The following is a 24,138-nucleotide window of genomic DNA, read 5'->3' as shown; positions in this document are numbered from 1 at the left end:
AGAATACCATATCCTTCCATGTTTGACAATAGGAAATTAAAAATTTAATAATAATTATTGTTTCTAATTATCCTATGTAGTGCAAGCGAATCACAAGAAGTATTAAGAAGCACGTTCCAGTATTATAAGCGATCACTAAGCTCCTTGATAGACTCGGACTTCGGATCGTCGCATATAAAAAATCAGAGAATGTTACTCCTCTGATTCTTCGATCGTCTGTAAAATTCGTTTCTTATAGAAAAGGAAACGGTCTGTGAGCTGAAAGTCATTCTGTCTCGGTCTTGGCTCTTCGATGCGGATCTCATCGACAATCCGCCCCGGTTTCCCTCCCAGAATATAAATCCGGTCCGACAATAAGACCGCCTCATCAATATCGTGAGTAATAAAAATCGTGGAAAGATGGATCTGCTCCATTACATCCAGATACCAGCGGTGCATGGCACGCTTCGTCAATGTATCCAACGCTGAAAACGGCTCATCTAAAAGCGCCAGACGGTCAGAAAACAAATACGTCCTCAAAAGTGCCGCTCTCTGCCTCATTCCACCGGAAAGCTGCGCCGGATACTTCTTCTCGGTTCCCAAGAGACCGAATTCCTCAAAATACGGCGCTACTTTCTGCCTCGCCTCTTTTTTCTTCATGCCGCCGATCACAAGCGGAAGCGCTACGTTATCCTCCACCGTACGGTATGGAAGAAGCAGATCCTTTTGTAACATATAGCTGACTTTCCCCGGAATTCCCGTGATATCTTCCCCATCTAGGAGCACCTGCCCCCGATCCGGAGTAAGCAGACCGGAGATCACATTAAACAGGGTTGTCTTGCCACCGCCGCTCACTCCAAGAAGGCTTACCAGCTCGTGATCTTGAATCCGAATGGAGACATCCTGTAAGACCGTTTTCTCTCCAAACGCCTTTGTCACATCTGACACTACTAAATCTGCCATGTTTCCTCCTTGCTATTCCGGAAGATAATCATTAGAAAATCCTGTATTTTCCGGAATCTCAGTCTCTGTCAGCCCATTCTCATTCAGCCAGTTATAGAACCGGTTCCATCTGTCCGGGTCGATATACCCCCATTTTTTAGCGTCCGCAACATACTGGTCTTTCAGATATTCCTGACTTGCCAAGACAAGATCCTTATCAAGCTCCGGCGATGCCTCGCACAAAACCTCCGCTGCTGCTTTCGGATTCTCAATGGCGTCTTCATATCCTTTCTTTACAGCAGACAAAAACTTCTTCGCCGTCTCCGGTTCATTCTTTAAGAATTCATTGTTTCCGATAATAACCGGTGTATAATAATCGAATGATGGGTTGACATCCCTAAACGCAAAATAATCTGTCTCAAGTCCTGCCACCTCAGTAGCAATCCCCGCCCATGCATAGAAAACCCAGATTGCATCGACAGACTTGGACTCCAGGGCAGAAACCTCGTCCGTCACCGTACTTGGAACCAGCTCTACCTTACTAAAATCACCGCCGTCTGCCTCCACGACATTCTGCATCATCGCCTTTTCGATCGGTGCGTCCCAGGTAGCGTACTTTTTGCCCTCCAGACCTTTCGGCCGGTCCATGCCCTCGCCTTTTCTGGAAATGATACCGGAAGTATTATGCTGAACAACTGCCGCTACCGCTGTCGTCGGAAGCATATCCTCACCTGTCACTCCAGGTGCCATCGTATCCTGAAAAGAAATTCCAAACTGCGCTTTCCCCGAAGCGACAAGGGCGTCTGCTCCGTCCTCCGGCGGCTGTACGATCTCAACGTCCAGTCCCTCATCCTCAAAATAGCCTTTCTCCTGCGCTACATAGAGACCAGTATGATTCGTATTTGGCGTCCAGTCCAGCACAAATGTAATTTTTTCTTTCCCCTCTTTTCCCTTTTCTCCCTCGTCAGAACCGCAGGCAGCAAGTGAACATGTCATACATCCTGCCATCAGTATCGCAATGATTTTCTTTTTCATCTGTCTTCTCCTCTTTCTGTTTGTTCCCACGCCATGCATTTCCTCTGCGCCAGATCCACCAGCTTCATCAAAACCAGGCTGATGACTGAAATCAGCAGAATCACCGCAAACATCTTGTCAAATGCAAAGGCCTTTTTTACTCTTGTCATGTATACACCAAGTCCGTTAAAACCGCCAAGCCATTCGGAGATTACCGCTCCCACCACGGAATACGATGCGGAGATCCGAAGACTGGAAAAAAACTGCCCCATCGCCTGAGGAAGCTTGATATACCGGAAAATCTGAATTCTGCCCGCTCCCATGGAGCGGAGCAGATTGATCATATCCGGATCTGCCGACCGAAATCCGGTCAGCAACCCGACCGTTACCGGAAAAAAGGTTACAATGACAATCAGAATCACCTTTGGAAGCATCTCATACCCAAACCACAGCACCAGAAGCGGGGCGACAGCCACCGTCGGAATCGTCTGTGTCACCACAATGAGTGGGTAAAACGCCTGATAGAGCCGGTCAAACCTGTCCATAACGACTGCCATCACAAAACCAAGCGCCACACCACACAGCAGGCCCAGGAAAGCTTCCGCAAGCGTCACCTTCGCATTTTCCATTAAAAGTGCAAATTCGCTGATAAACGCCTGTACGACCTCCACCGGAGACGGGAGCATATAACCCGGAACCAATCCCCCTGCGGACACTGCCTGCCATAGTACAAGAATTACGACAATAGCCGCCAGAGACCAGCATTTATTCGTGATGCTTTGAAACTTTCTTTTCAATGGACAGCACATCTCCTTCCGGTCTGTAGCTGACTTTGATGTAGGCAGCAACGTGCGGCGCTCCGGCACGCACAGCAATGTGCTGGCACTCCTTTACAATGTCCATCAGTTCATCATAGTCGCCCTCAATGGTTGTCTCAAACGGCCCTACATAATAATTCAGGCCCGTACTTTTGATATACGCAATGACCTCATCTACAATACGGATTAATTCCTCGTCATTTGCCGCATCCGGTAAGGATTGGATCGCTACACTTGCATTCATTTGTTTCTCCTCCTGTTGTTTATAAAATGTAAAAACTCTGCCGGAACAATCCGGCAGAGCCACCTCTCATCTATGGATCATGGATAATCAACTATCCCCAACACTCCATCTCTCAGATATGGTCCCTACGCCGGCATGATCCGGATCAGGTTTCAGGGTAAAGGACACACACGGTCCTACTCTCAGCCGGACTGCCTCCGGCTCCCCTTTGTCTTGTTTTAGTCTAAGCCCTGTCTTTCGCATTGTCAAGAAGTTTCGGCATTTTCTACGCCTGCTCCCGTAAAGACTCCTCAAAAGAGTCCAGAGAATAAAATGGAAACCCGGAGGCGATTACACGTCCCACGTTTCCTCTTCTTTGACAAGTATTTTCTCTATGGATCCGATGTACATGGTATGATAGTCCCGGTCCGCATACCATTTACTGTCATTTTCCTTGACGTCAAATCCTTCCGGACTCATAACCTGGTGGAACTGCCTTTTACAGAGAACAATCACCTTTGCCTCCTCAAAAGCCGCCGTCTGCTCCACATTACATGGCGTCAGACCCGCCTCCGAAATCTTGTCCCGGTCTCTCCCGGACACTGTACCGCAAAGGTTTAATGCATTGCGATATTTCTCATCAAAAAAAGTAATGGAGAAGTACTCTCCTTTGTCCACAAATTCCTTCGTATAACGGCTCTGACGGATATATACCGTAACCGATGGTTTTCCCCATATCACACCCATACCGCCCCAACTTGCGGTCATCGTATTACAATTCTCCTTCTCACCTGCTGTAATCAACATCCACTCTTTCCCGATCGCAGTGAACGGGTTTACCTTCCACTCTTCTGGTTTGATTTCTCTCCATCCCATCGTTTTCTTCTCCTTTCCTGCCATGTCCTCTGACCTTTTTCCTGCCGGATCTTCCAATCACTCCTCCAGGAAGTGCCGTTTCCGGAGCTCTTCTTCAATCGCATCAAGTACCTCTTCTGTCTCCGCACTGATTGTGTGAAAATGTCTCCCGCTTGTCACATTTTTCAGCGGACTGGACTGTCCGCTTCGGATCTTTTCCACAAAATCCTGTACCTGCTTTCTCGTACGGATCCCCAGTGCCGCCCGGAGCGTTCCGTAAACCTTATGGTGAATATATACGTCCTCCGCCGTTCCCCCGAAATCTACAATCACGTTCAGCTCTTCCATGATCTCATCGTCCGTATGCCGTACCTGGATCGTACGTCTGGCATATGAGCTTTTCTGGCAGACATAGCCCCTGCAGGTAGAAACAATATCATTTCCGGCAGCCCGCAAAATAGCAATATCCTGCACAATCACCTGACGACTGACGCTGTATTTTCCGGCAAGCTTATTCCCGGATACCGGAGTCCCACTTTGCTGTATCTCTTTTAAAATCTGCTGTCTGCGAAATTCTCCATCCATACTGTTCCGTCCTTTCCCCGGCACCGGTCCCTATGCTGCCGGATGCAGGTTTTTCAGTGAAATGTCCAGAATCGGAGCCGAATGGGTAAGGGCCCCGCTTGAGATATAGTCTACACCTACTGCCGCAAGCTGTGCAACGTTTTCTTTTGTCACATTGCCGGAACATTCCGTTTTGGCGCGCCCGTCAATATAGTCTACCGCATCCCGCATCATCTCCGGGGACATATTGTCAAGCATGATAATGTCAGCCCCTGCCTCCACTGCTTCCCTTACCATGTCCAGATTTTCCGTCTCAATCTCGATCTTTCTTACGAACGGCGCATATTCTCTTGCCATTTCCACCGCTTTCCTGACACTTCCTGCCGCTCCGATATGATTATCCTTTAACAGCACGCCGTCGGAAAGATTATAGCGGTGGTTATATCCGCCGCCCGCACGGACAGCATATTTTTCAAAGATCCGCATATTAGGTGTTGTTTTTCTCGTATCAAGCAATTTGGTCTTACTGCCTTCCAGGAGTTTTGCCACGCTTCTTGTGTAAGTAGCGATCCCGCTCATCCGCTGGAGATAATTTAATGCGGTACGCTCCCCGGAGAGGAGTACCCGGATATCCCCCGCCACAGTTCCCATCTTCTGACCTTTCTTTACCTCGTCTCCGTCCTTGACAGAGAGCGAAACCGTGACATTAGGATCCAACAAGGTAAATACCCGCTCAAAAACCCAAAGACCGGCAATAACTCCGTCCTCCTTACAGATCAAATCAACCTCCCCCATCTGCTCCTTTGGCATCACGGCATTCGTACTGATATCTTCACTTGTGATATCCTCCTCAAGCGCCTGCATAATCAATTTATCCGCCACTAATTTCATTGTAATTTCGTTCATTTTGCTTTCCTTACCCTTTCTATTTCCTCCAGAATTTCCCTTCGGTACTGCTGTGGAATACTTTTCTCTTTTTGGAGCTCTTCCCATGCTTTTTTTGCACACGAAACAACCTCTTCCAAATCCTCTCCTGTATCCGCCTCTTTATTGTTCAAAAGATGCCAAACTGCCCGTCTTGCAAAGACCAGGCTCTCCAGAAGAGAATTGCTGGCAAGCCTGTTAGCACCGTGTACACCATTACAGCTTGTCTCACCCACCGCATAAAGACACTTCAAAGATGTGCGGCTGTCCTGATCTACATGAATTCCGCCCATAAAATAATGCTGTGCCGGGACAACCGGAATCCAGTCCTTCGTCACATCGTACCCTTCCTCCAAACAATGCTCATAAATATGCGGGAAATGGCTTTTGATCACTTCTTCTCCAAGTACCGTCATATCCAGCCAGACATACGGCTTTCCATCCTTTTCCATCTGCTTTCGGATTTCTTCTGTCAAAAGGTCTCTTGGCAGTACTTCATTGGCAAATCTCTTTCCGTCTGCTCCATAGAGCTTGGCTCCCTCCCCACGCACCGACTCAGAGATCAGAAATCTCCTGCCGGATCGCTGAGAATAAAGGGTAGTTGGGTGAATCTGTATGTAATCAATATGCTCCAATTCCACATGATGACGCATGGCAATCGCGAGAGCGTCCCCTGTCAAATGTGGATAATTGGTGGAATGTTTATAAAGGCCGCCAATTCCTCCACTTGCAAGAATCGTATTTCCGGCTTTCAGAAAATATGCCTCTCCTTCCTTGTCCACCGCCACCACACCATGGCACTGCTGTTTTTTCTCTACCAGATCCAACATCGTCATGTGTTCCATGATCGTGATATGCTTCTGTTTCTTTGCTTCTTTCAGAAGCTTTCCTGTAATCTCCTCCCCCGTAATGTCCTCGTGGAATAAAATCCGTGGTTTGGAGTGGCATCCCTCTCTCGTGTAGACAAGCTCTCCCTCTTCCTTTGCGAAATCCACGCCGTAATCAATCAGTTCACGGATCACATCCTGGGAAGAACGGATCATAATATCCACCGATTCCACCCGGTTCTCATAGTGTCCGGCTTTCAGCGTATCTTCCATAAAACTGTCGTAATCTGACTCATCCCGCAATACACAGATTCCACCCTGAGCCAGAAAAGAATCACTTTTTTCGACCTCTTCTTTTGTGATCATCAACACCTTCTTGTTTTCCGGTATATGGAGAGCGGCGAACAGGCCGCTTGCTCCTGTCCCGACAATCAGGATATCTGTCTGTATTGTTTTCATTGCTGTACACTCCCCGATCATTTTGCAAGCTGTAACATCAGTTCCATCGCTCTATTTGCCTTTTCGCTGACCTCTCTATCCACATAGACTTCATTCGTCTCGTCACGAAGACAGTCCCGAATCTTCTTAAGCGTCACTTTCTTCATATCATAACAACACTGCTCTGCCTGGAGTGGATAAAACTCCTTTTCCGGATTCTGCTTTTTCAGTTCATATAACACTCCCAGCTCTGTTCCAATCAGGCAGGTCTTTGCTTCGTCCTCTGCCACCGCACGGATAATTCCTGACGTACTCCCTACATAATCCGCCAGCTCTGTCACCTCTTTCGGACATTCCGGATGAACGAAAACCGATGCTTCCGGGTGGACTTTTTTGGCCTGCCGTACCTCTTCCGCTGTGATCTGGTGATGTACCGGACAGTACCCGTCTCCCAGAATCACCTCTTTTTCCGGCACCTGAGCCGCCACGAAGCTTCCGAGATGTTGATCCGGAATAAAATAAATGTGCTTGTTCGGCAGGGCTTTTACTACTTTCACCGCATTTGCTGACGTCACACAGACATCCGCATACTGTTTTAACTTAGCGGTCGAATTAATGTAACATACTACCGCAAGATCCGGATATCGATTACGCATTGCCCGGATCTTCTCTACATCCGCCATATGTGCCATAGCACAGTCCGCCGCCGGATCCGGAAGCAGCACTTTCTTTTCGGGATTTAAGATTTTGGCGCTCTCTCCCATGAACGAAACTCCGGCAAAGACAAGGATTTTCGCGTCTGCCTCCTTTGCCACCTTGCTCAGATAAAACGAATCTCCGGTCACATCCGCAATTTCCTGCACCTCATCCGGCACATAGTAGTGCGCCAGTATCATCGCCTGCTTCTCTTTTTTCAGTATCTGTATCTCTTCTGTTAAAGAACTCATCTCGGTTTCCTCCGTCTGTTTACTCATTTACACCGCATTATACACCCTTTTTTTACATGTGACAAGACACATGTTTTTTGATTATAACAACTGGCAGGATAATGATATAGAACCACCTAAAAGAAAACAGCCGGCCGAAGAACTTGAAAAGCTCTTTGGCCGACTGTTTCTATGCGCTTATTCTGTTTATCATTAATGTGTATGCATAAACATCATGCCGAGCAGGATACCAAGTACCGTGAAAAATGCGGGTGTTTTCCCTCTGTACAAGGCATTCGACTCCGGCAGGATTTCACCGAAATTCACGTACAGCATGGCACCGGATGCAAAGCTCAGGCTGACTGCAAGTCCCATCTGACCCATGTCGCCGATCCAGTACCCCAGGATGCCGCCGGCTACAATTGCGGCTCCGCTCAAGGCGGTGAACAGTACTGCTTTTCCCCTTGTCATACCCGCTGCCAAAAGGGGCGCACAGATTGCCATTCCTTCCGGTACATTGTGGATTCCGATAAAAACTGCCAGTGTCATGGCCGGACTTCCAATCAGTCCGCCATGACTGATGGCGGACGCCCCAATGGTCATGCCCACCGGAATATTATGGCAGGCTACGGCAAACATCATGGCAATCCCGGCTGTCATCATCTTCCTGCTCATCCGGCTTTTGGCCCGCTTGGCCTTCTCATCCATCACCCGCTCCAGCAGATACACCGTCAGAAAACCGATGATGACAAAGAGGGCGATCCCGCCCTTAGACATTCCAGTCTCCAGTGCATCGTGAAACAGGTCCAGGCAGACAATACTGATCATCGTTCCGGACGCAAAGCTTAACAACAGGCTCATCGCCTTGTTGGAGCTCTTCTTTACTGTGGAACTAAGCGCCGCTCCGATCCCGGTTCCTCCAATCCCCGACAATGCTGTCAATACTATAATCATAATAAGCATATTCATATTATTTCACCACTATTTTACGGAAATTTTTCTTTCCTCTCCTCAGGACAAAATCTTCATTAAAATCTTCCTTCGTATATGCAGTGAATGTATCTGTCACCTTTTTTCCGTTTACGGCTGCCCCACCTTGCTGAACAGCACGTCTTGCTTCAGATTTGGATGGCACCAGTCCGCTCTTATGAAGTAAAGTCAGAATATCAATCTTTCCGTCTGTAAAATCTTCTTCTGTAAGTTCACAGGTCGGCATTTCCGCGGCATTTCCGCTGGAGAAAAGCGCTCTCGCACTATCCTGGGCTTTCCTGGCCTCTTCCTCGCCATGAACAAGCTTTGTCAGCTCGTACGCCAGAATCTCTTTTGCCTGGTTTAACTGGCTGCCCTCCCAGGTATCCATCTTGTCGATCTCCTCCAGCGGAAGAAAGGTCAGCATCCGAATACATTTGAGTACATCGTCATCCGCTACATTTCTCCAGTACTGGTAGAATTCAAACGGTGACGTTTTCTCCGGATCCAGCCATACCGCACCAGACTGGGTTTTGCCCATCTTCTTACCTTCGGAATTCAAAAGCAGCGTAATTGTCATAGCACATGCATTTTTTCCTAATTTCCTGCGGATCAGTTCCGTACCGCCAAGCATATTAGACCACTGGTCGTCCCCGCCAAATTGCATATTGCATCCATATTTCTGGTACAGCATGAAGAAATCATAACTTTGCATAATCATGTAATTAAATTCCAGGAAACTTAATCCTTTCTCCATTCTCTGCTTGTAACATTCTGCACGAAGCATATTATTGACACTGAAATGCGGCCCTACTTCCCGCAGAAAATCCACATAATTGAGATCCAGAAGCCAGTCCGCATTATTGACCATGAGCGCTTTTCCCTCTGAGAAATCAATAAAACGGCTCATCTGTTCTTTGAACTTGTCACAGTTGTGCTGAATCTGCTCTGGCGTCATCATCGAACGCATATCGGTTCTTCCGGACGGATCTCCTACATAGCCGGTTCCGCCTCCGATCAGAGCAATCGGCTTGTTCCCTGCCATCTGGAGACGTTTCATCAGGCAAAGTGCCATGAAATGTCCTACATGAAGGCTGTCCGCAGTCGGGTCAAACCCAATGTAAAACGTTGCCTTTCCATTGTTGATCAGCTCTCTGATCTCTTCTTCGTCTGTCACTTGGGCGATCAGACCTCTCGCCTGTAATTCTTCGTAAATCTGCATCATTCTTACCTCTTCTTTCTTTTATTTATGATAGAAAACAAAATATCATAACTCTTTTCTGTTCTGCTTCCTTTTATTTGGGATAATTACCCGGAATAAACCTGCCTTCCTTTTCCGCCTGTTCCACAAATCGGTTGACTTCTTTTCTTGTCTTCAGCACAATCAGCTTTGTGCCGGAAAGCTTTTTCATGTACCCGTAATAGTGTGCTTTGCTTCTTTGGTCAAAATTCCATATCCGCTTTAAAAATCCCGGATCAAACTTCTCAGGACATCCTTCATTCATGCTTGGCCGCGGTTTCCCGTAGCCCGTCAGCACTCGTTTCAGCACACTCAGAATACAGAACCAGCGTGGGAAATCCAAATAGACTATAGTATCACATACATCCATCCTGTGCTCCACTGTCCGAGGGAAATTCCCATCCATGATCCACTCCGGCTTCCGGATCTCCGCCTCCGTAAGCCGGTCAAACTCCGCAAAAGGCTTGCGCTTCCATCCTGCATCCCAGGACAAAGCGTCCAGATAGACAACCGGAAGATCCATAATCCTGCCAAGCTTCTTCGCAAGAGTGGATTTTCCACTCCCGCTGCATCCAATGATAATCATCTTTTTTGATTCCTGTCTCTTCTCTCCCCGGCAGGCCGGGTATCGCTCCTTCCTTGACTCCTCCCTGATGAATACGTCCAGCTTGTCCTTTAGCCTGCAAAACCTTCGATAGATCGGCGGCGCAATCTTCCCTTCCTCTCCAAGCCTGCAAAACTCATCAAGGCTCACCCATCTGGCATCCACAGTCTCACCTTCCTGGAGCCGGATCTTCTCCACCGGAACAGATTTTCGGACAACATAGACATCGATAAACGCAGCTTCTTCCATCTGAGAATCCAGGAGATGCAATTCATTCTCCCGCACCCGGATTCCGGTCTCCTCAAAAAGCTCCCGTACCGCAGCAGTACGGCTTTCCTCCCCGGCCTCCAGAGCTCCTCCTGTGTTCTCCCAGGTTCCCGGATATTTCTCTTTATCCGGTGAGCGAAGCGTCAACAGGATTTCATTTTGCTCATTGATGACACATACCACTACTACAATATGAAATTCTCCTTTTACTATCGGCTCTCTCCGGCCTGCCTGTTTCCCAAGCGGCCGCCTGTTCTCATCAAACAAATCCCATACTTCCATTTCATTGTCCTCACAGGATATTTTTATTTCATTAGAACGCAGTCCCTATAAATAAAAATCCCCCGTCCTTAGAAAGGACGAGGGGAAAACTCGTGGTACCACCTTAATTCCCGGAACAGCTCCGGCTTAACAGGACATCTCCTGATCCAAAAGGACCCCGGAAATCTCCCGACACGGTAACGTGTGCCTGACGTCACAGCCTACTTCCCTTTCGGTGTGAAGCTCCAAGATGTATTCACAACAAACTTTTCCTGCACCTCTCATCAGCCGGTTACTTTCTGTACGAACCTGATCTGTTGCTACTTCTTCTTTTCTCTGCCTGTTTCTTCTATATGCTTATGACAAATACTACCCGATTCTCTGGTACTTGTCAAGACTCTTTCTTTTCATTTTCCAAGCTCAGTGTCATGCTTTCCATCCTCTGATCTCTTGCAGCCCCGGCACCAGTACTCTCGCACTCGTTTCTAAAATGATACGCCCTTTCTCAGCGCTTGCTCCGGATGGATCCCCACCGATTCCAATCGGCTTGCCCTCCGCTGTTTTCCAATCTTCTGAAACCCAACCGATGGTTACATTTCCCGCAGGTTTTAACGTCTGGTTCCCAACAAAATCACTTGGTATACCAGCCTCCGCAGTTTCTAGTTTCACTAAAGATTCATCTACCGCCATCACCATAGACGTTTCCATCTCTCCCCCATGAAAATCATATATATTTCCTTTTGAGATGGTAGCCTGCACTTTTGGATGTCCAAACGCTCCGGAAGAGAGAATAAATGGAGAAATTCCAAGTTCGCTTCTCAATTCTCTGCTTAAAATCTGGACAATAGGTGCATTCCCACCGTGACAGATAAGAAATGCCAGCTTTTGAAAGCCATGGCGAGCCAGACTTACACAAATATCATAAAGAAGATGATAATAGGTATCCGGCTTCAATGTAACTGAGCCACAGAAATTTTTATGCTCTGTACTTAACCCTATTGGAATTACCGGGAACGCAAGAATCGGAAAATCAGTCTCTCCAGCCTCTTCCAATGCTTTCCCGATATAGCCTACCATAGCCTCCGCAATTATATCATCTGTCCCTAGCGGTGCCTGATTCCCATGCTGCTCCAATGCGCCTACCGGAATCAGAATAATTGTTTCCTCCTTATCAATTTCTTCCATCTCAAGCCGTGTCAGATCTCGATAATTTCGTATCATACTCTTTCCTCCATTCTTCTATCAACGCTTAGTGATTTCAGCCTGTCATAAAGAAGATAACCAATAAAATAGTTCAATAAAAGTTTGATTAAATTAAACGGAATCGTTGCCAATACCAAAAAAAGCGGTATATTTCTGATTAAAGGATTAACTGCCCCTACTGAAAGCACCACTTCATCTAAAGAAACACCCATAGCTTTAGCATACAATGGCAAAGTAATATATACGTTTATCACACAAGATAAGGCTATACGAAATGGAAGTGTCACTCCAAGCGCCACGACTGCGGCTTTTCTTGTCTTACCGAGTTTTTGGAACAAAAACCACAATGGCAAAATAAACAGCAGGACTCCCAGAAGATTCGCTAATTCACCGACAAACATTGTGGTCGTACCAACTGTAATCAGCTTAATCAAAATTTTAATCACCTCTACACAGATACCAGAAACCGGTCCCAGCAAAAAGGTGGCAATCACAGATGGAACATCACTGAAATCCACCTTATAAAACGGCGGCATCAATGGCAACGAAAATTCCAAAGACATCAGGATTCCGGCAACAGCCGAAAGCATTGCGGTGACAATAAAGTAATAAGTTCTGTTGTTTTGTTTCACGCTAATTTCCCCTTTCAGAATGATTGATACAAATACAGTAAATCCTCCGAAAGGAATAGAAAAAATCCCAGCACGCGGGGTACTGAGATCCATGTTCTGAAACTTTCTTCTCCCATCCAGACTGTCACTGTCGGTTTTGGAATTTCACCAAATCAGCCACTTGCGTGGGTCACGGACTATACCGTCGGTAGGGAATTACACCCTGCCCCGAAGAATTTATTCATTTGTTCTTTTTTATCATAGCACCAAACTCTTCTGTACGCAATACCCTTTTCTCTATCCTCCTACTTTTTCAACGCTTTAGCCGTGTCTTCCAGAAAAGCGTCAATTCTCTCTTTATTCTCCTCCAGACAATATGTATAAAGAAGATCCATCATAACAAGAATCGGGAACTGTGGGGAAATCACATCCCCATATTCCAGATTGTCGAGAGCAGGAACGAGAATAATTTCGTCGCAGTACTCCAGGCAGTCCGGATTATTGCGGGCTGTTACAAGGATACATTTCGCTCCTCTGCTTTTAGCTTCCCGGAGCATATACTGCACTTCCTCAGTTTCCCCTTTCATACTGAATCCGATTACAAGGGAAGACGCATTTTGGAACACTGCTCTCATCCGGATCATGTCCCGATCCACTAAAGAATTGATATTCAGTCCGATCCGCATAAATCGAAGCTCCGTCTCCCTGGATGCGATTCCAGAGCTTCCTACCCCACACACAAAAATCTTCTCCGCTCTCGTAAGCATTCCCGCAATCTTCTGAAACTTTTTCTCATCAGCCAAATTATATGCCTTATTTAAAAGTTCCTGATATGTGTCAAGCACCCGCTTCGTATTATCCGCAAAGGGTCTGGTCTTTTTTTCCCGAAACGTATCTTCGTATTGATAAATAAACTCCCTATAACCACGGAATCCACATTTCTTCGCAAACCGGGAAAGTGACGCCTCTGATACAAACAGACGCTCCGAGACCGCCTTGGCGGAAAAATCCCGCTTCTTTTTGTTCTGAATGAAAAAATCCGCAATCGTCCTCTCCAGCGCTGTAAAATTCTCATAGTTGTATTCAATCACCGGTATAATCGACCTTGCGTAGTGCTCCATAATTCTTCCCTTTCCTTCTTGGTTTTGATTTTTCATAACGAAAGTATAACACAGGTTTCACAAAAATAATACTAACTCTCCCCTTGTTTTTGTGTTATAATGAGTTTGTTTGAGAAATGGCTTTATGGCCGGAAAATAGGAGGTTTTTATTATGAATGTACCTGAAAGAATCGCAAAGCTGCGTTCTCTTATGGAGGAGAAAGGAATCGACATTTATGTAGTACCGACAGCGGACTTCCATCAGAGCGAATATGTTGGGGAACATTTTAAAGCAAGAAAATTTATTACAGGGTTCTCCGGATCTGCCGGAACCGCTGTCATCACAAAAACAGGCGCTTATCTTTGGACAGACGGAAGATATTTCATCCAGGCCGCAAAACAGTTGGAAGGCTCCACTGTTGAGCTGATGAAGATGGGTGAGCCAGGTGTTCCGACGATCCATGAGTTCCTGGTTGATACATTACCTGAAAACGGAGTACTCGGATTTGACGGCCGCGTCGTTTCCATGGGAGAAGGACAGGATTACGCATCCATCGCTGCTCAGAAAAACGGCAAAGTTATTTACGAGTACGATCTGATCGACCAAATCTGGGAAGACCGTCCGGTACTTTCCGAGGAGCCGGTTTTCGCTCTGAATCTGAAATACACCGGAGAGACTGTTGCTTCCAAGCTTTCCAGAATCCGTGAAGAAATGAAAAAGGCAGGGGCAACCGCTCATGTCCTCACCACATTGGACGACATCTGCTGGACACTCAACATCCGTGGAAATGATATTGAGTTCTTCCCGCTTGTTCTGTCCTATGCAGTGATCACCATGGACAAAGTAGACCTTTACATTAACGAAGCTAAGTTAAACAGTGAAATCAAAGCGGATCTGGAAAAAGACGGCGTGGTCCTCCATCCGTATAATGATATTTACGAAGATATCAAAAAAACAGCCTCAGATGAAGTTCTGCTGATCGACCCTGCAAGACTGAACTACGCTCTTTACAACAATATTCCGGAAGGAGTTGCCAAAGTGGAAGAGCGCAATCCGGAGATCCTCTTCAAAGCAATCAAAAATGAAGTAGAGATTGAAAACATCCGCAAGGCTCAGATCAAAGACAGCGTCGCTCATGTAAAATTTATGAAATGGCTGAAAGAAAATGTCGGCAAAATGACAATTACTGAGGTCAGCGCTTCAGACAAGCTCGACGAGTTCCGCGCAGAGCAGGGCAATTTCATCCGTCCAAGCTTTGAGCCGATCAGCTCCTACGGTGAACATGGCGCCATTGTTCATTATACCTCCACGCCTGAGACAGATGTAGAGCTGAAAGAGGGAGGACTCTTCCTGACTGATACAGGGGCCGGATTCTATGAAGGTTCCACAGATGTGACACGTACTTATGCGCTCGGAGAAGTTCCGCAGATTATGAAAGACCATTTTACACTGGTTGCCATCAGTAATCTTTCCCTTGCAAACGCACGTTTCTTAAAGGGCTGCACCGGAATGACTCTGGATCTGCTCGCAAGAAAACCGTTCTGGGACAGAAACTTAAACTTCAATCACGGAACCGGTCACGGAGTCGGATACCTTCTGAACATCCACGAAGGTCCGGCAGGTTTCAGATGGCAGTTCCGCGCAGGTGAAATCCAGCCATTTGAAAAAGGTATGATTATCACAGACGAGCCTGGTATCTATATTGAAGGAAGCCACGGTATCCGTCTGGAGAACGAACTTCTCACTTGTGAAGGCGAGAAGAACGAGTACGGCCAGTTCATGTATTTCGAGCCAATCACTTTTATTCCGATGGATCTCGATGCCATCAACCCGGATATGATGACAGCAGAAGAAAAGAAAATGCTCAACGATTATCATAAAGACGTCTATGAGAAAGTTTCTCCGTATCTGGACACAGAAGAGAAAGAATGGCTCAAGACATACACAAGAGAAATCTAAATCCGGACAGGTTTCGATACTTGGCAACTCGGCTCCGGTGCCTTTAGGCGCCGGAGCCGTAACTGTCACTACCAAAATACAGGAGGTAATAAGATGCCATCCATCTATGCACATTACACCTTCGGGGAAATGATGAAACAGAATTTTCCTTCCGATATAAAAAAACGGATTGACCTTCATAAAGACCTGTTTGAGATCGGTCTGCACGGTCCGGATCTGTTCTTTTATTATTATGCCCCTCTGAAAAACCGTGTCAGCCAGACCGGATACCGGATGCACGACGTCTCTGCAGCTCCCTTTTTCCGGCGCGCCAAAGACGTGATTCTTTCCGGTTCCACAGTGCCTGAAAAAAATGCCGGACTCGCCTATATCCTGGGTTTTCTCTGCCATTTTACACTGGACAGTGTCTGTCACAGCTACATCGAGAAAAAGCTTACGACAGACCCTGTCACGCACTCAGATATCGAGACAAATTTTGACCGCTATCTTCTCCTAAAGCAGCATCGGCGGCCTTTGCACGCAAAAGTGACCTCTCATCTTCGGACAAGCCAGGAGAGCGCAAAAGTGATTCGAACCTTTTTCCCGACTCTTAGCATCAGGCAGGTGGAAGCTTCCATTTCCTCCATGATCTGGTACAATGACCTGTTTACCACATCCGACAGGCTCATCCGCAGTCTGGTCAAGGCCGCCCTCCATGCCACCTTTACATACAAAAGTTTAGGGGGACTTCTGATGAATGAAACGGACAATCCGCTCTGTACGGACAGCAATCTGAGACTGGACAAGTTGATGGAAGCAAGCGTTCCCCTCTGCCTTTCCCTTACGTCCAACTACCTGGGGTTCCTGCACAAAGGCGTCCCGCTCTCACCGTATTTCCGTCACACATTCGGGCCGAAACCGGGCTGGAGGGAGATACCGGTTCTAAGTCCAAAGGAGGAAAGCAGCTATCAACCTGACAGGGAGGAACTTTCACAATGAAATGGAAGACAACATCACTGGAAAAGAAATGGATTTTTTATGACGTAGGGAACTCGGCTTTTACCCTCCTTGTTTCCACTATTATGCCGATTTATTTTAATTATCTTGCATCCAGCGCCTATGTCTCAGAAGTCAATTATCTTGCGTTCTGGGGATATGCTACCTCCGCCGCAACCATTATCACTGCTCTGCTTGGCCCGGTTCTTGGAACTATCTCCGACTTCCGTGGTTGGAAGAAACGGCTCTTTTTGATTTCCCTTTTGACAGGAGCCTGCGGCTGTATCGTACTTGGTTTTTTAAGCTCCTGGATCTGGTTTCTCCTGATCTTTATCCTGGCAAAGGCGGCATACTCTCTGAGTCTGATCTTCTATGACTCTATGCTCACTGACGTCACGACCGAAGAACGTATGGATGAAGTGTCGTCCCGCGGATATGCCTGGGGCTATATCGGAAGCTGTATTCCATTTCTCACCAGCCTTGCGTTGGCTCTCTTCTATGAGACACTGGGACTTACGATGAAAACAGCCATGGGAATTGCTTTTCTCCTCATCGCAATCTGGTGGATCTGTTTTTCCGTTCCTCTTCTGAAAAGCTACCGCCAGATCCACTGTATTGAAGAACACCATCATGCGATATCCTCCGGCCTTTGCCGCCTCGGACACGTCTTCGGAGAATTAAAAAGAAACCGGAAAGTGCTTTTCTTCCTGATTGCGTTTTTCTTTTATATTGACGGCGTTTATACCATCATTGATATGGCGACCGCTTACGGAACCGCCCTCGGTCTGGATACGACAGGACTTCTCCTGGCCCTTCTGGTAACCCAGATTGTCGCTTTCCCGGCAGCGCTCCTCTTTGGACGGCTGAGTGGAAAATATAAAAACGCAGTTCTGATCCGGATCTGCATTGGCGCCTATTTTCTGATTGCCCTTTATGGTATCACTTTAAAAGAGCAGTATCAGTTCTGGATCCTGGCTGTCTGCGTCGGTATCTTCCAAGGAGCCATTCAATCTCTCTCCCGCTCCTATTTCGCCCGGATCATCCCGGCGGAACGTTCGGGAGAATACTTTGGAATCTATGATATCTGCGGGAAAGGCGCGTCCTTTCTCGGCACCACGCTTGTCTCCGCTATGAGCCAGCTCACAGGAAATATGAATCTCGGCGTCGGTTCTCTCGCTATCATGTTCCTGATCGGCTTTTTCTTCTTTTTAAAAACTGAAAAAATCTCCTAAAATGCAAAGAACGGATCTTCTGCCCCTCTGCCACATCGGCAGCCGGCAAAAGATCCGTTCTTTCTTTTCTGATTATTTATGCATATTTCCGAACAATTTCCCGCATCTTCTCAAAACACTGTTCCATCTCGTCGACCAAACGGAACTGCGTTCTTGCTCGTACCAAATTGTGTTCCGGATAATCGGTTTTAAAATAGGTATCTCCCTGGAGATAATCTGTCAGAAAACGGATGCCACATTCCAGGGTCATCAACCTTGCCCCCCAAGGAAGACTTTCGATCTCCTCTTTTGTCAGGACGTCTTTTGTCTCCTCCAGATATCCTTTCACATACAGCTCGTATAGCGAAAGATCAAAATGTACCAGATCCAGATTCTTCTCATCCTCTGCCGCTGTCGCCGCACCAAAGCGGATAGAATCGCCGAAATCATTCGCCGCCAGTCCTGGCATAATCGTATCCAGATCGATAATGCACAGACCCTTTCCACTTTTAGAATCAAAAAGGATATTATTTAACTTCGTATCATTGTGTGTTACACGAAGTGGAAGCGTTCCGTCCTCCTGCCGGCTTACCAGTACCGCACAGTCATCTTTTCTCTTCAACACAAAGTCGATCTCCGGCCGGCATCCCGCTTTACGGTTTTTCAAATCCCGCTTCAGAGCAACTTCAAAAGCCTCAAACCGCTTGACCGTATTGTGAAAATCCGGAATCGTCTCATGCAATTTGGACGCAGGATAATCTCCAAGCTGCTTCAAAAAATGACCGAAACTGCTTCCGGACTGGTAAAACTGTTCCGGCTCCTCCACAAGCTGATAGCACTCGGAATCTGGAATAAAATTATAGCATCTCCACGGCTCTCCCTCGCTGTCCTCGAAATAATTGGCGCCGCTCTTCGTCTTGATATATGCAAGCGTCTCCCGGTCAGGATCTCCACCCTCACTGCGGATTACATTTCTCAGATACTCGGTAACGCCGAAAATATTTTCCATGACTCCCGCAGGATCCTTGAATACATTACTGTTGACCCTCTGGAGCACGTAAGATAGCTCATCCCCGTCCTCTCCCGGCATATAGACCGCATACGTTTCATTGATATGACCTGCTCCGAACGGCTTCACATAACTGCATCTCGGGCCAAAGCCAAAAGCATAGATCGCATCTTCCAGATCCCGATCCTCTACGCCATCAATCTTTCGCCTTGTCGAGAAAATCACTTCACCAGCCTCCACTTTCTGTTTTGCCGCAATATTGCAGTTCGCTTTTACGACACTGTTCAGACTGATATGAGCCCCTTTTGCCACATAGGAATCATGGTCTACAACCGCACCACTGTTGATCAGAACACCATGTTCAATGACCGTGTGCGTATTCACAACTGCCTTCTGCATCACAAATGTGCCGTTTCCAATCACTGCGCTTTGACTGATCACGGCTGACGGATGAATGATCGCAGGGACATGATATCCCGCCTCCATCAGCTTCTCCGTCCAGTAGAGACGCATATTATTGTCACCAAGCGCCGCAACCGCTGTATCATACTTCTCGAGAAAACTTTTATAATCACAGCACTTTCCGACAACATCTTTATCCTTCACTGCATCGTCCAGAAATACCACATCTTCATAGCCTAACAGGAAGGCTGTCTCCTGGATCATATGTCCGAAGCCACCGGCACCTAAAATTAACAAACTCTTCATCGCACTTCTCTGTAAGAGATTCTGCTCTCTTAACTCCCTTTCTCAATATTTGTTTCGTACCCCTTCTCCGCAGGTAAAAGCGCTTTGCTGCCTCTGCCCGCAAAACGGAAAAAAGCCGGAACCATCTCTTTTGTCCCGGCCCCAAGTAACAATATTATATCAGATTTTACAGGAAATGTCCGTCTTCCGGCCAAAATTCTTTGGGAAATCGTGGCGATTCAGACATACAGAACGGATCAGGAGGAAAAACTCTTTCATTTACACTATTAAAATTTTCTCCATACCATCTTATTGACTACTCCAGTATAGCTCTGAATGATCTTTACTACTTTTGTACTGACGTTCTCTTCTACATAGTCCGGAACCGGAATCCCATGATCTCCATTCTGATCCATTTCGACCGCCGTATCGACTGCCTGAAGCAAAGAAGTCTCATCGATTCCAGCCAGAATAAAACACGCTTTGTCGAGCGCCTCCGGTCTCTCTGTGGATGTACGGATACAAACTGCCGGGAACGGATTCCCGATAGATGCAAAAAAGGAACTTTCCTCTGGTAATGTCCCTGAATCAGAAACAACCGCAAATGCGTTCATCTGCAGATGATTGTAGTCATGGAAGCCCAGTGGTTCGTGCTGCACTACACGTGCATCCAGTTTAAACCCTGATTCCTCCAGCCGTTTCCTGGAACGTGGATGACAAGAGTATAGAATCGGCATGTCATACTTTTCCGCCAGTTTGTTAATTGCAGTGAACAAGGATCGGAAATTTTTCTCTGTATCGATATTCTCCTCCCTGTGGGCAGAAAGCAGCATATATTTACCCGGTTCCAGACCAAGCCGGTCCAGAATATCCGAACTTTGAATTGCTTCCAGATTCTGATACAGTACCTCTGCCATCGGACTTCCTGTTACATAAATACGCTCTTTGGGCAGTCCGCACTCATGCAGATACTTTCTTGCATGCTCACTGTAGGCCAGATTGACGTCAGAAATAATATCCACGATCCGGCGGTTCGTCTCTTCCGGCAGACACTCGTCCTTACAGCGGTTGCCTGCTTCCATATGAAAAATCGGGATATGCAGCCGTTTCGCCGTAATCGCGGACAGACAGGAATTGGTATCTCCAAGAATCAACAGTGCGTCCGGGCAAATCTGATTCATTAATTTATAAGAACAGTTGATAATATTTCCCACCGTCGCTCCCAAATCATCACCTACTGCGTCCATATAAACTTCCGGATCTTTCAGTTTCAGATCCCGGAAAAAGACACCGTTCAGATTATAATCATAATTCTGTCCCGTATGAGCCAGAATACAATCAAAATAAGTTCGACATTTGTTGATTACTGCTCCAAGGCGAATAATCTCTGGCCGGGTTCCAACAATAATTAATAACTTTAGTTTTCCATTTTCTTTAAAATGAATATCTGAATAATCTGTTTTCATATTTTCTCCTATTCTATATCAATCGCATAATACATGGGAATACAGCCCTCTTCCGTTTCTTCCATGGAAAAATTCATATCATCGTCCAGTTTTTCAAATCCATTTAGCAAATATAGATGATAACCTTCCCGGGTAGAACTTAATATCACAAAAGTAAAGCCAAGATGATCCCGCCTTATATCCTCTATTCTCTGCATACAGTCTGTAAGCAATACATCAGATAATTTTATCTGTCCACCATTCAGGCTCCAAATTTGCAACCCCTGGTATGTTTCATCTAAAGCGAAACAGTTAATGTGGATAGATCCTCCAATCTTTCGTACAGTACCGTCTACAATCTGTTCAATATACCCTACTCCAAGATTATAATATCCTAAAATAGTTTTTCGATCTTCAGACGCTAAAACGTATGTTTTTCCAATATTGTCGTCTAATGAATCGGGAATTCGTAAGAATCGATCAAGCTAATCATTACCAGAATGGAAAGACGATGCCAGCTTTTGTAAGCTGGCATCATAAAGAACAACAGTAATCTTTTGATTCATTTTACTCCTTTATGACCTGTAATTCTGTCTCCTGCGTCGAAGGATTAACACTGATAGAAAACTGATGATTGCGAATATATTCTCTTCTCGCTTTTACCTCTTTTGCCAATAGCTTTCTGACAGTTAAATCCTTTGCTGTAACAAAAGGCTGGTCTGAAATACGAGCATAATTCATGATAATCCCCCTTTCTGTTTTTCCAAGTATAACACTCGTAAAACAGATTGTAAAGATTCCAGATACTGTTCTTTTTTATTCTTTCCAAGTGACAATGATTTATTACACCGGCTCTCCGAAAGTGTCCGGATGCTCTGGATCAAACGGTTCGTTCGCCCACATTACTGTCACCAGATTTTCTGTCTCTGACAGGTTGATAATATTATGCGTATATCCTGGGATCATCTCCACCACTGTAATATTGTCCCCACTAACTTCATAATTTAAAATCGGATATGGATTTCCATTTTCATCTTCTCCGATTTTACGAAGTTGAATCAGACCCCTTCCGGATACCACTACGAATTTTTCATTCTTTGTATGATGCCAGTGCTGCCCTTTTGTAATGCCCGGTTTGCTGATATTGACGGACACCTGTCCACGGTCTTTCGTCCGGAGGATCTCTGTAAAACTTCCTCTGTCATCCTTGTTCATCTTTAACTTATAGGCAAATCCGTCTGTCGGCAGATAGGAAAGATAGTTGGCATACAGCCGTTTTGTAAATCCGTCGCTCATATCCGGCACGGATAGATTGTTTCTGCTCTTTCTAAATTGATATAAAAGATCCACGATCTCTCCCAGCGTCACATGGAATGTCACCGGACAAATGCAGAATCCCTTCTCATCCCGATGCTCCTCCCCATTGATTGCCAACAGCATCTCCTCGATCAGGTCATCGATATACACAAGCTCCAATTCCGTATTCCTGTCATTGACCTGGATCGGAAGTCCATTGGCGATATTATTGCTAAATGTCGCAACCGCTGAATTATAATTCGGGCGGCACCACTTCCCAAACAGATTCGGGAAACGGTAGATCAGGACTTTTGCTCCTGTCTCTTCGCCGTATTTCTGGAACAACTCTTCTCCAGCCAGCTTGCTTTTTCCGTATTCACTTCCCACATATCGCCCCGTCAGGCTTGCCTGGATACTGCTGGAAAGCATAACCGGAGCCTTGTTTCCGTATTTCTTTAGCGTATCCAAAAGCATAGACGCAAATCCGAAATTCCCTTTCATAAACTCTTCGTCATTCTTCGGACGGTTCACTCCCGCAAGATTGAAGACGAAATCCGCATCCTGACAATAGGCGTCCAGCTCTTCCGGCGTAGAATCCATATCGTATTCATAAATTGTCAGGTCTTCCGGATGCTCCAGTCCTTTGATCGGGTGTACCCGGTCTTTCCCGTCCCGGATGTTCTTTAAAGAGGCGACCAGATTTTTTCCGACAAATCCTTTCGCCCCTGTCACTAAGATTTTCATACCTGATTCTCCCATTCTTTTAATTCATTCTGAATATAAGAAAGTGAAAGCAGTTTTTCTTTAACCGCTTCCACTCCCAAAAGTTCTGTATTATTTGAATTAAATTCTGTTAATGGATTTCTTTTTGTATCTCCGTCTTTAAAGTATTTATCGTAGTTCAGGTCACGCTTGTCCGCTGGAACCCGGTAAAAATCACCCATGTCTACAGCATGTCCGCACTCCTCATTCGTAAGCAGCGTTTCATACATCTTTTCACCATGCCGGATGCCAATTACTTTCAGTTCATTCTTTGCATGGAACAGTTCCTGCACTGCTTTTGCAAGGACTTCGATTGTACAAGCAGGGGCTTTCTGTACCATGATATCCCCGCTCTGCGCATTCTGGAAAGCAAACACAACCAGTTCCACCGCCTCTTCCAAGCTCATAATGAAACGGGTCATGGTCGGCTCTGTCAGAGTCAGATCTTTCCCTTCTTTGATCTGACTGATAAACAGCGGAATGACCGATCCTCTGGAACACATGACATTTCCATACCGAGTACAGCAGATCGTCGTTTTCTCCGGATCGACAGTTCTGGATTTTGCCACAATGACTTTCTCCATCATGGCTTTACTTGTTCCCATGGCATTTACCGGATAAGCGGCTTTATCTGTGGAAAGGCAGATGACTTTTTTCACTCCTTCCTCGATCGCCGCCGTCAGAACATTCTCCGTACCAATCACGTTGGTTTTTACCGCTTCAATCGGGAAGAACTCGCAGGACGGAACCTGCTTTAACGCTGCCGCATGGAAAATATAATCTACCCCGTGCATTGCGTTTCTCACAGAATTGATATCCCGCACATCTCCTATGTAAAATTTCAGCTTGTCACTGTACTGCGGAAACTCTCTCTGATAGTAGTGCCTCATGTTATCCTGCTTTAATTCATCTCTGGAAAAGATACGGATCTCTTTAATATCCGTCATTAAAAAACGGTCCAGAACTGCGTTTCCAAACGAGCCTGTACCGCCTGTGATTAAAAGTGTTTTGTTGTTGAATTGTGACAT

Annotated in this window: 24 protein-coding genes, 2 riboswitches and 1 other annotated feature; of the genes, 3 read left to right on the top strand and 21 right to left on the bottom strand. The window is 46.2% G+C overall.

Going from position 1 to position 24,138, the window contains the following annotated elements:
• Positions 1-192 precede the first annotated feature (192 nt).
• The 15 genes from AOA56_RS07355 to AOA56_RS07285 form a co-directional block, all read right to left on the bottom strand.
• A complete protein-coding gene (locus AOA56_RS07355) occupies positions 193-942 on the bottom strand; it encodes an ABC transporter ATP-binding protein (protein WP_024733434.1) in 750 nt (249 codons plus the stop codon).
• 12 nt (positions 943-954) lie between these two features.
• The gene (locus tag AOA56_RS07350; protein ID WP_024733435.1) at positions 955-1,956 is read right to left on the bottom strand and encodes an ABC transporter substrate-binding protein; all 1,002 of its coding nucleotides are present in this window, start codon (positions 1,954-1,956) and stop codon (positions 955-957) included.
• Positions 1,953-2,732: an ABC transporter permease gene (locus AOA56_RS07345; protein WP_053769297.1), complete on the bottom strand. Its 780-nt coding sequence runs from the start codon at positions 2,730-2,732 to the stop codon at positions 1,953-1,955. The genes AOA56_RS07350 and AOA56_RS07345 overlap by 4 nt, the downstream gene beginning before the upstream one ends.
• The gene (locus AOA56_RS07340; RefSeq protein ID WP_048620836.1) at positions 2,701-2,997 is read right to left on the bottom strand and encodes a thiamine-binding protein; all 297 of its coding nucleotides are present in this window, start codon (positions 2,995-2,997) and stop codon (positions 2,701-2,703) included. Before AOA56_RS07340 ends, AOA56_RS07345 begins: the two co-directional genes overlap by 32 nt.
• Positions 2,998-3,100: 103 nt before the next feature.
• Positions 3,101-3,215: riboswitch (TPP riboswitch) on the bottom strand.
• 112 nt (positions 3,216-3,327) lie between these two features.
• A complete protein-coding gene (locus AOA56_RS07335; protein WP_053769303.1) occupies positions 3,328-3,852 on the bottom strand; it encodes a flavin reductase in 525 nt (174 codons plus the stop codon).
• A 57-nt stretch (positions 3,853-3,909) separates the two neighbouring features.
• Complete coding sequence (locus AOA56_RS07330) at positions 3,910-4,416, bottom strand: transcription repressor NadR (protein ID WP_048620854.1); 507 nt, start codon at positions 4,414-4,416, stop codon at positions 3,910-3,912.
• 30 nt (positions 4,417-4,446) lie between these two features.
• Positions 4,447-5,301 carry a carboxylating nicotinate-nucleotide diphosphorylase gene (gene nadC, locus AOA56_RS07325; protein WP_053769296.1) on the bottom strand — a complete coding sequence of 285 codons (855 nt, stop codon included), beginning with the start codon at positions 5,299-5,301 and terminating at the stop codon, positions 4,447-4,449.
• A complete protein-coding gene (locus tag AOA56_RS07320) occupies positions 5,298-6,605 on the bottom strand; it encodes an L-aspartate oxidase (protein WP_053769295.1) in 1,308 nt (435 codons plus the stop codon). The genes nadC and AOA56_RS07320 overlap by 4 nt, the downstream gene beginning before the upstream one ends.
• 17 nt (positions 6,606-6,622) lie before the next feature.
• Positions 6,623-7,531: a quinolinate synthase NadA gene (gene nadA, locus AOA56_RS07315; RefSeq protein WP_053769294.1), complete on the bottom strand. Its 909-nt coding sequence runs from the start codon at positions 7,529-7,531 to the stop codon at positions 6,623-6,625.
• A 192-nt stretch (positions 7,532-7,723) separates the two neighbouring features.
• A complete protein-coding gene (locus AOA56_RS07310; protein WP_053769293.1) occupies positions 7,724-8,479 on the bottom strand; it encodes a ZIP family metal transporter in 756 nt (251 codons plus the stop codon).
• Between the two features lies 1 nt (position 8,480).
• On the bottom strand, positions 8,481-9,701 hold the full coding sequence (gene tyrS / locus AOA56_RS07305) for a tyrosine--tRNA ligase (RefSeq protein ID WP_053769292.1): 1,221 nt from the start codon (positions 9,699-9,701) through the stop codon (positions 8,481-8,483).
• Between the two features lie 73 nt (positions 9,702-9,774).
• Positions 9,775-10,872: an NUDIX domain-containing protein gene (locus tag AOA56_RS15530; protein ID WP_082349894.1), complete on the bottom strand. Its 1,098-nt coding sequence runs from the start codon at positions 10,870-10,872 to the stop codon at positions 9,775-9,777.
• A gap of 70 nt (positions 10,873-10,942) precedes the next feature.
• Positions 10,943-11,197 (bottom strand) — a binding site (T-box leader).
• 80 nt (positions 11,198-11,277) lie between these two features.
• Positions 11,278-12,072 carry a creatininase family protein gene (locus AOA56_RS07295; protein ID WP_048620860.1) on the bottom strand — a complete coding sequence of 265 codons (795 nt, stop codon included), beginning with the start codon at positions 12,070-12,072 and terminating at the stop codon, positions 11,278-11,280.
• A complete protein-coding gene (locus AOA56_RS07290) occupies positions 12,069-12,779 on the bottom strand; it encodes an ECF transporter S component (protein ID WP_082136381.1) in 711 nt (236 codons plus the stop codon). The genes AOA56_RS07295 and AOA56_RS07290 overlap by 4 nt, the downstream gene beginning before the upstream one ends.
• Positions 12,780-12,786: 7 nt before the next feature.
• A riboswitch (FMN riboswitch) is annotated at positions 12,787-12,905 on the bottom strand.
• A 65-nt stretch (positions 12,906-12,970) separates the two neighbouring features.
• Positions 12,971-13,786: a MurR/RpiR family transcriptional regulator gene (locus tag AOA56_RS07285; RefSeq protein ID WP_053769291.1), complete on the bottom strand. Its 816-nt coding sequence runs from the start codon at positions 13,784-13,786 to the stop codon at positions 12,971-12,973.
• 151 nt (positions 13,787-13,937) lie between these two features.
• Here AOA56_RS07285 and AOA56_RS07280 point away from each other — a divergent pair, with 151 nt between their 5' ends.
• The 3 genes from AOA56_RS07280 (at position 13,938) to AOA56_RS07270 (ending at position 17,932) form a co-directional block, all read left to right on the top strand.
• Entirely contained in the window at positions 13,938-15,725 is a 1,788-nt protein-coding gene (locus tag AOA56_RS07280) for an aminopeptidase P family N-terminal domain-containing protein (protein WP_053769290.1), read from the top strand.
• A 93-nt stretch (positions 15,726-15,818) separates the two neighbouring features.
• On the top strand, positions 15,819-16,703 hold the full coding sequence (locus tag AOA56_RS07275) for a zinc dependent phospholipase C family protein (RefSeq protein ID WP_053769289.1): 885 nt from the start codon (positions 15,819-15,821) through the stop codon (positions 16,701-16,703).
• Complete coding sequence (locus AOA56_RS07270) at positions 16,700-17,932, top strand: MFS transporter (protein WP_053769288.1); 1,233 nt, start codon at positions 16,700-16,702, stop codon at positions 17,930-17,932. Before AOA56_RS07275 ends, AOA56_RS07270 begins: the two co-directional genes overlap by 4 nt.
• A 76-nt stretch (positions 17,933-18,008) precedes the next feature.
• Here the strand turns inward: AOA56_RS07270 and AOA56_RS07265 are convergent, their stop codons facing one another.
• From AOA56_RS07265 to AOA56_RS07240, 6 genes are all read right to left on the bottom strand, one after another.
• Entirely contained in the window at positions 18,009-19,628 is a 1,620-nt protein-coding gene (locus tag AOA56_RS07265; RefSeq protein ID WP_024733447.1) for a phosphotransferase, read from the bottom strand.
• Positions 19,629-19,894: 266 nt separating this feature from the next.
• On the bottom strand, positions 19,895-21,073 hold the full coding sequence (gene wecB, locus AOA56_RS07255; RefSeq protein ID WP_053769286.1) for a non-hydrolyzing UDP-N-acetylglucosamine 2-epimerase: 1,179 nt from the start codon (positions 21,071-21,073) through the stop codon (positions 19,895-19,897).
• Positions 21,074-21,081: 8 nt separating this feature from the next.
• Entirely contained in the window at positions 21,082-21,270 is a 189-nt protein-coding gene (locus tag AOA56_RS07250; protein ID WP_156316916.1) for a hypothetical protein, read from the bottom strand.
• 349 nt (positions 21,271-21,619) lie between these two features.
• Positions 21,620-21,793, bottom strand: coding sequence for a hypothetical protein (locus tag AOA56_RS15835; protein WP_156316915.1), 174 nt, complete (start codon positions 21,791-21,793; stop codon positions 21,620-21,622).
• 102 nt (positions 21,794-21,895) lie between these two features.
• Positions 21,896-23,092 carry a capsular polysaccharide biosynthesis protein CapF gene (locus tag AOA56_RS07245; RefSeq protein ID WP_053769284.1) on the bottom strand — a complete coding sequence of 399 codons (1,197 nt, stop codon included), beginning with the start codon at positions 23,090-23,092 and terminating at the stop codon, positions 21,896-21,898.
• Positions 23,089-24,138: a polysaccharide biosynthesis protein gene (locus AOA56_RS07240; protein ID WP_053769283.1), complete on the bottom strand. Its 1,050-nt coding sequence runs from the start codon at positions 24,136-24,138 to the stop codon at positions 23,089-23,091. The genes AOA56_RS07245 and AOA56_RS07240 overlap by 4 nt, the downstream gene beginning before the upstream one ends.

This window comes from Sellimonas intestinalis, assembly GCF_001280875.1.
Taxonomy (GTDB): domain Bacteria; phylum Bacillota; class Clostridia; order Lachnospirales; family Lachnospiraceae; genus Sellimonas; species Sellimonas intestinalis.
This window is presented reverse-complemented; position numbering and strand designations above follow the sequence as displayed.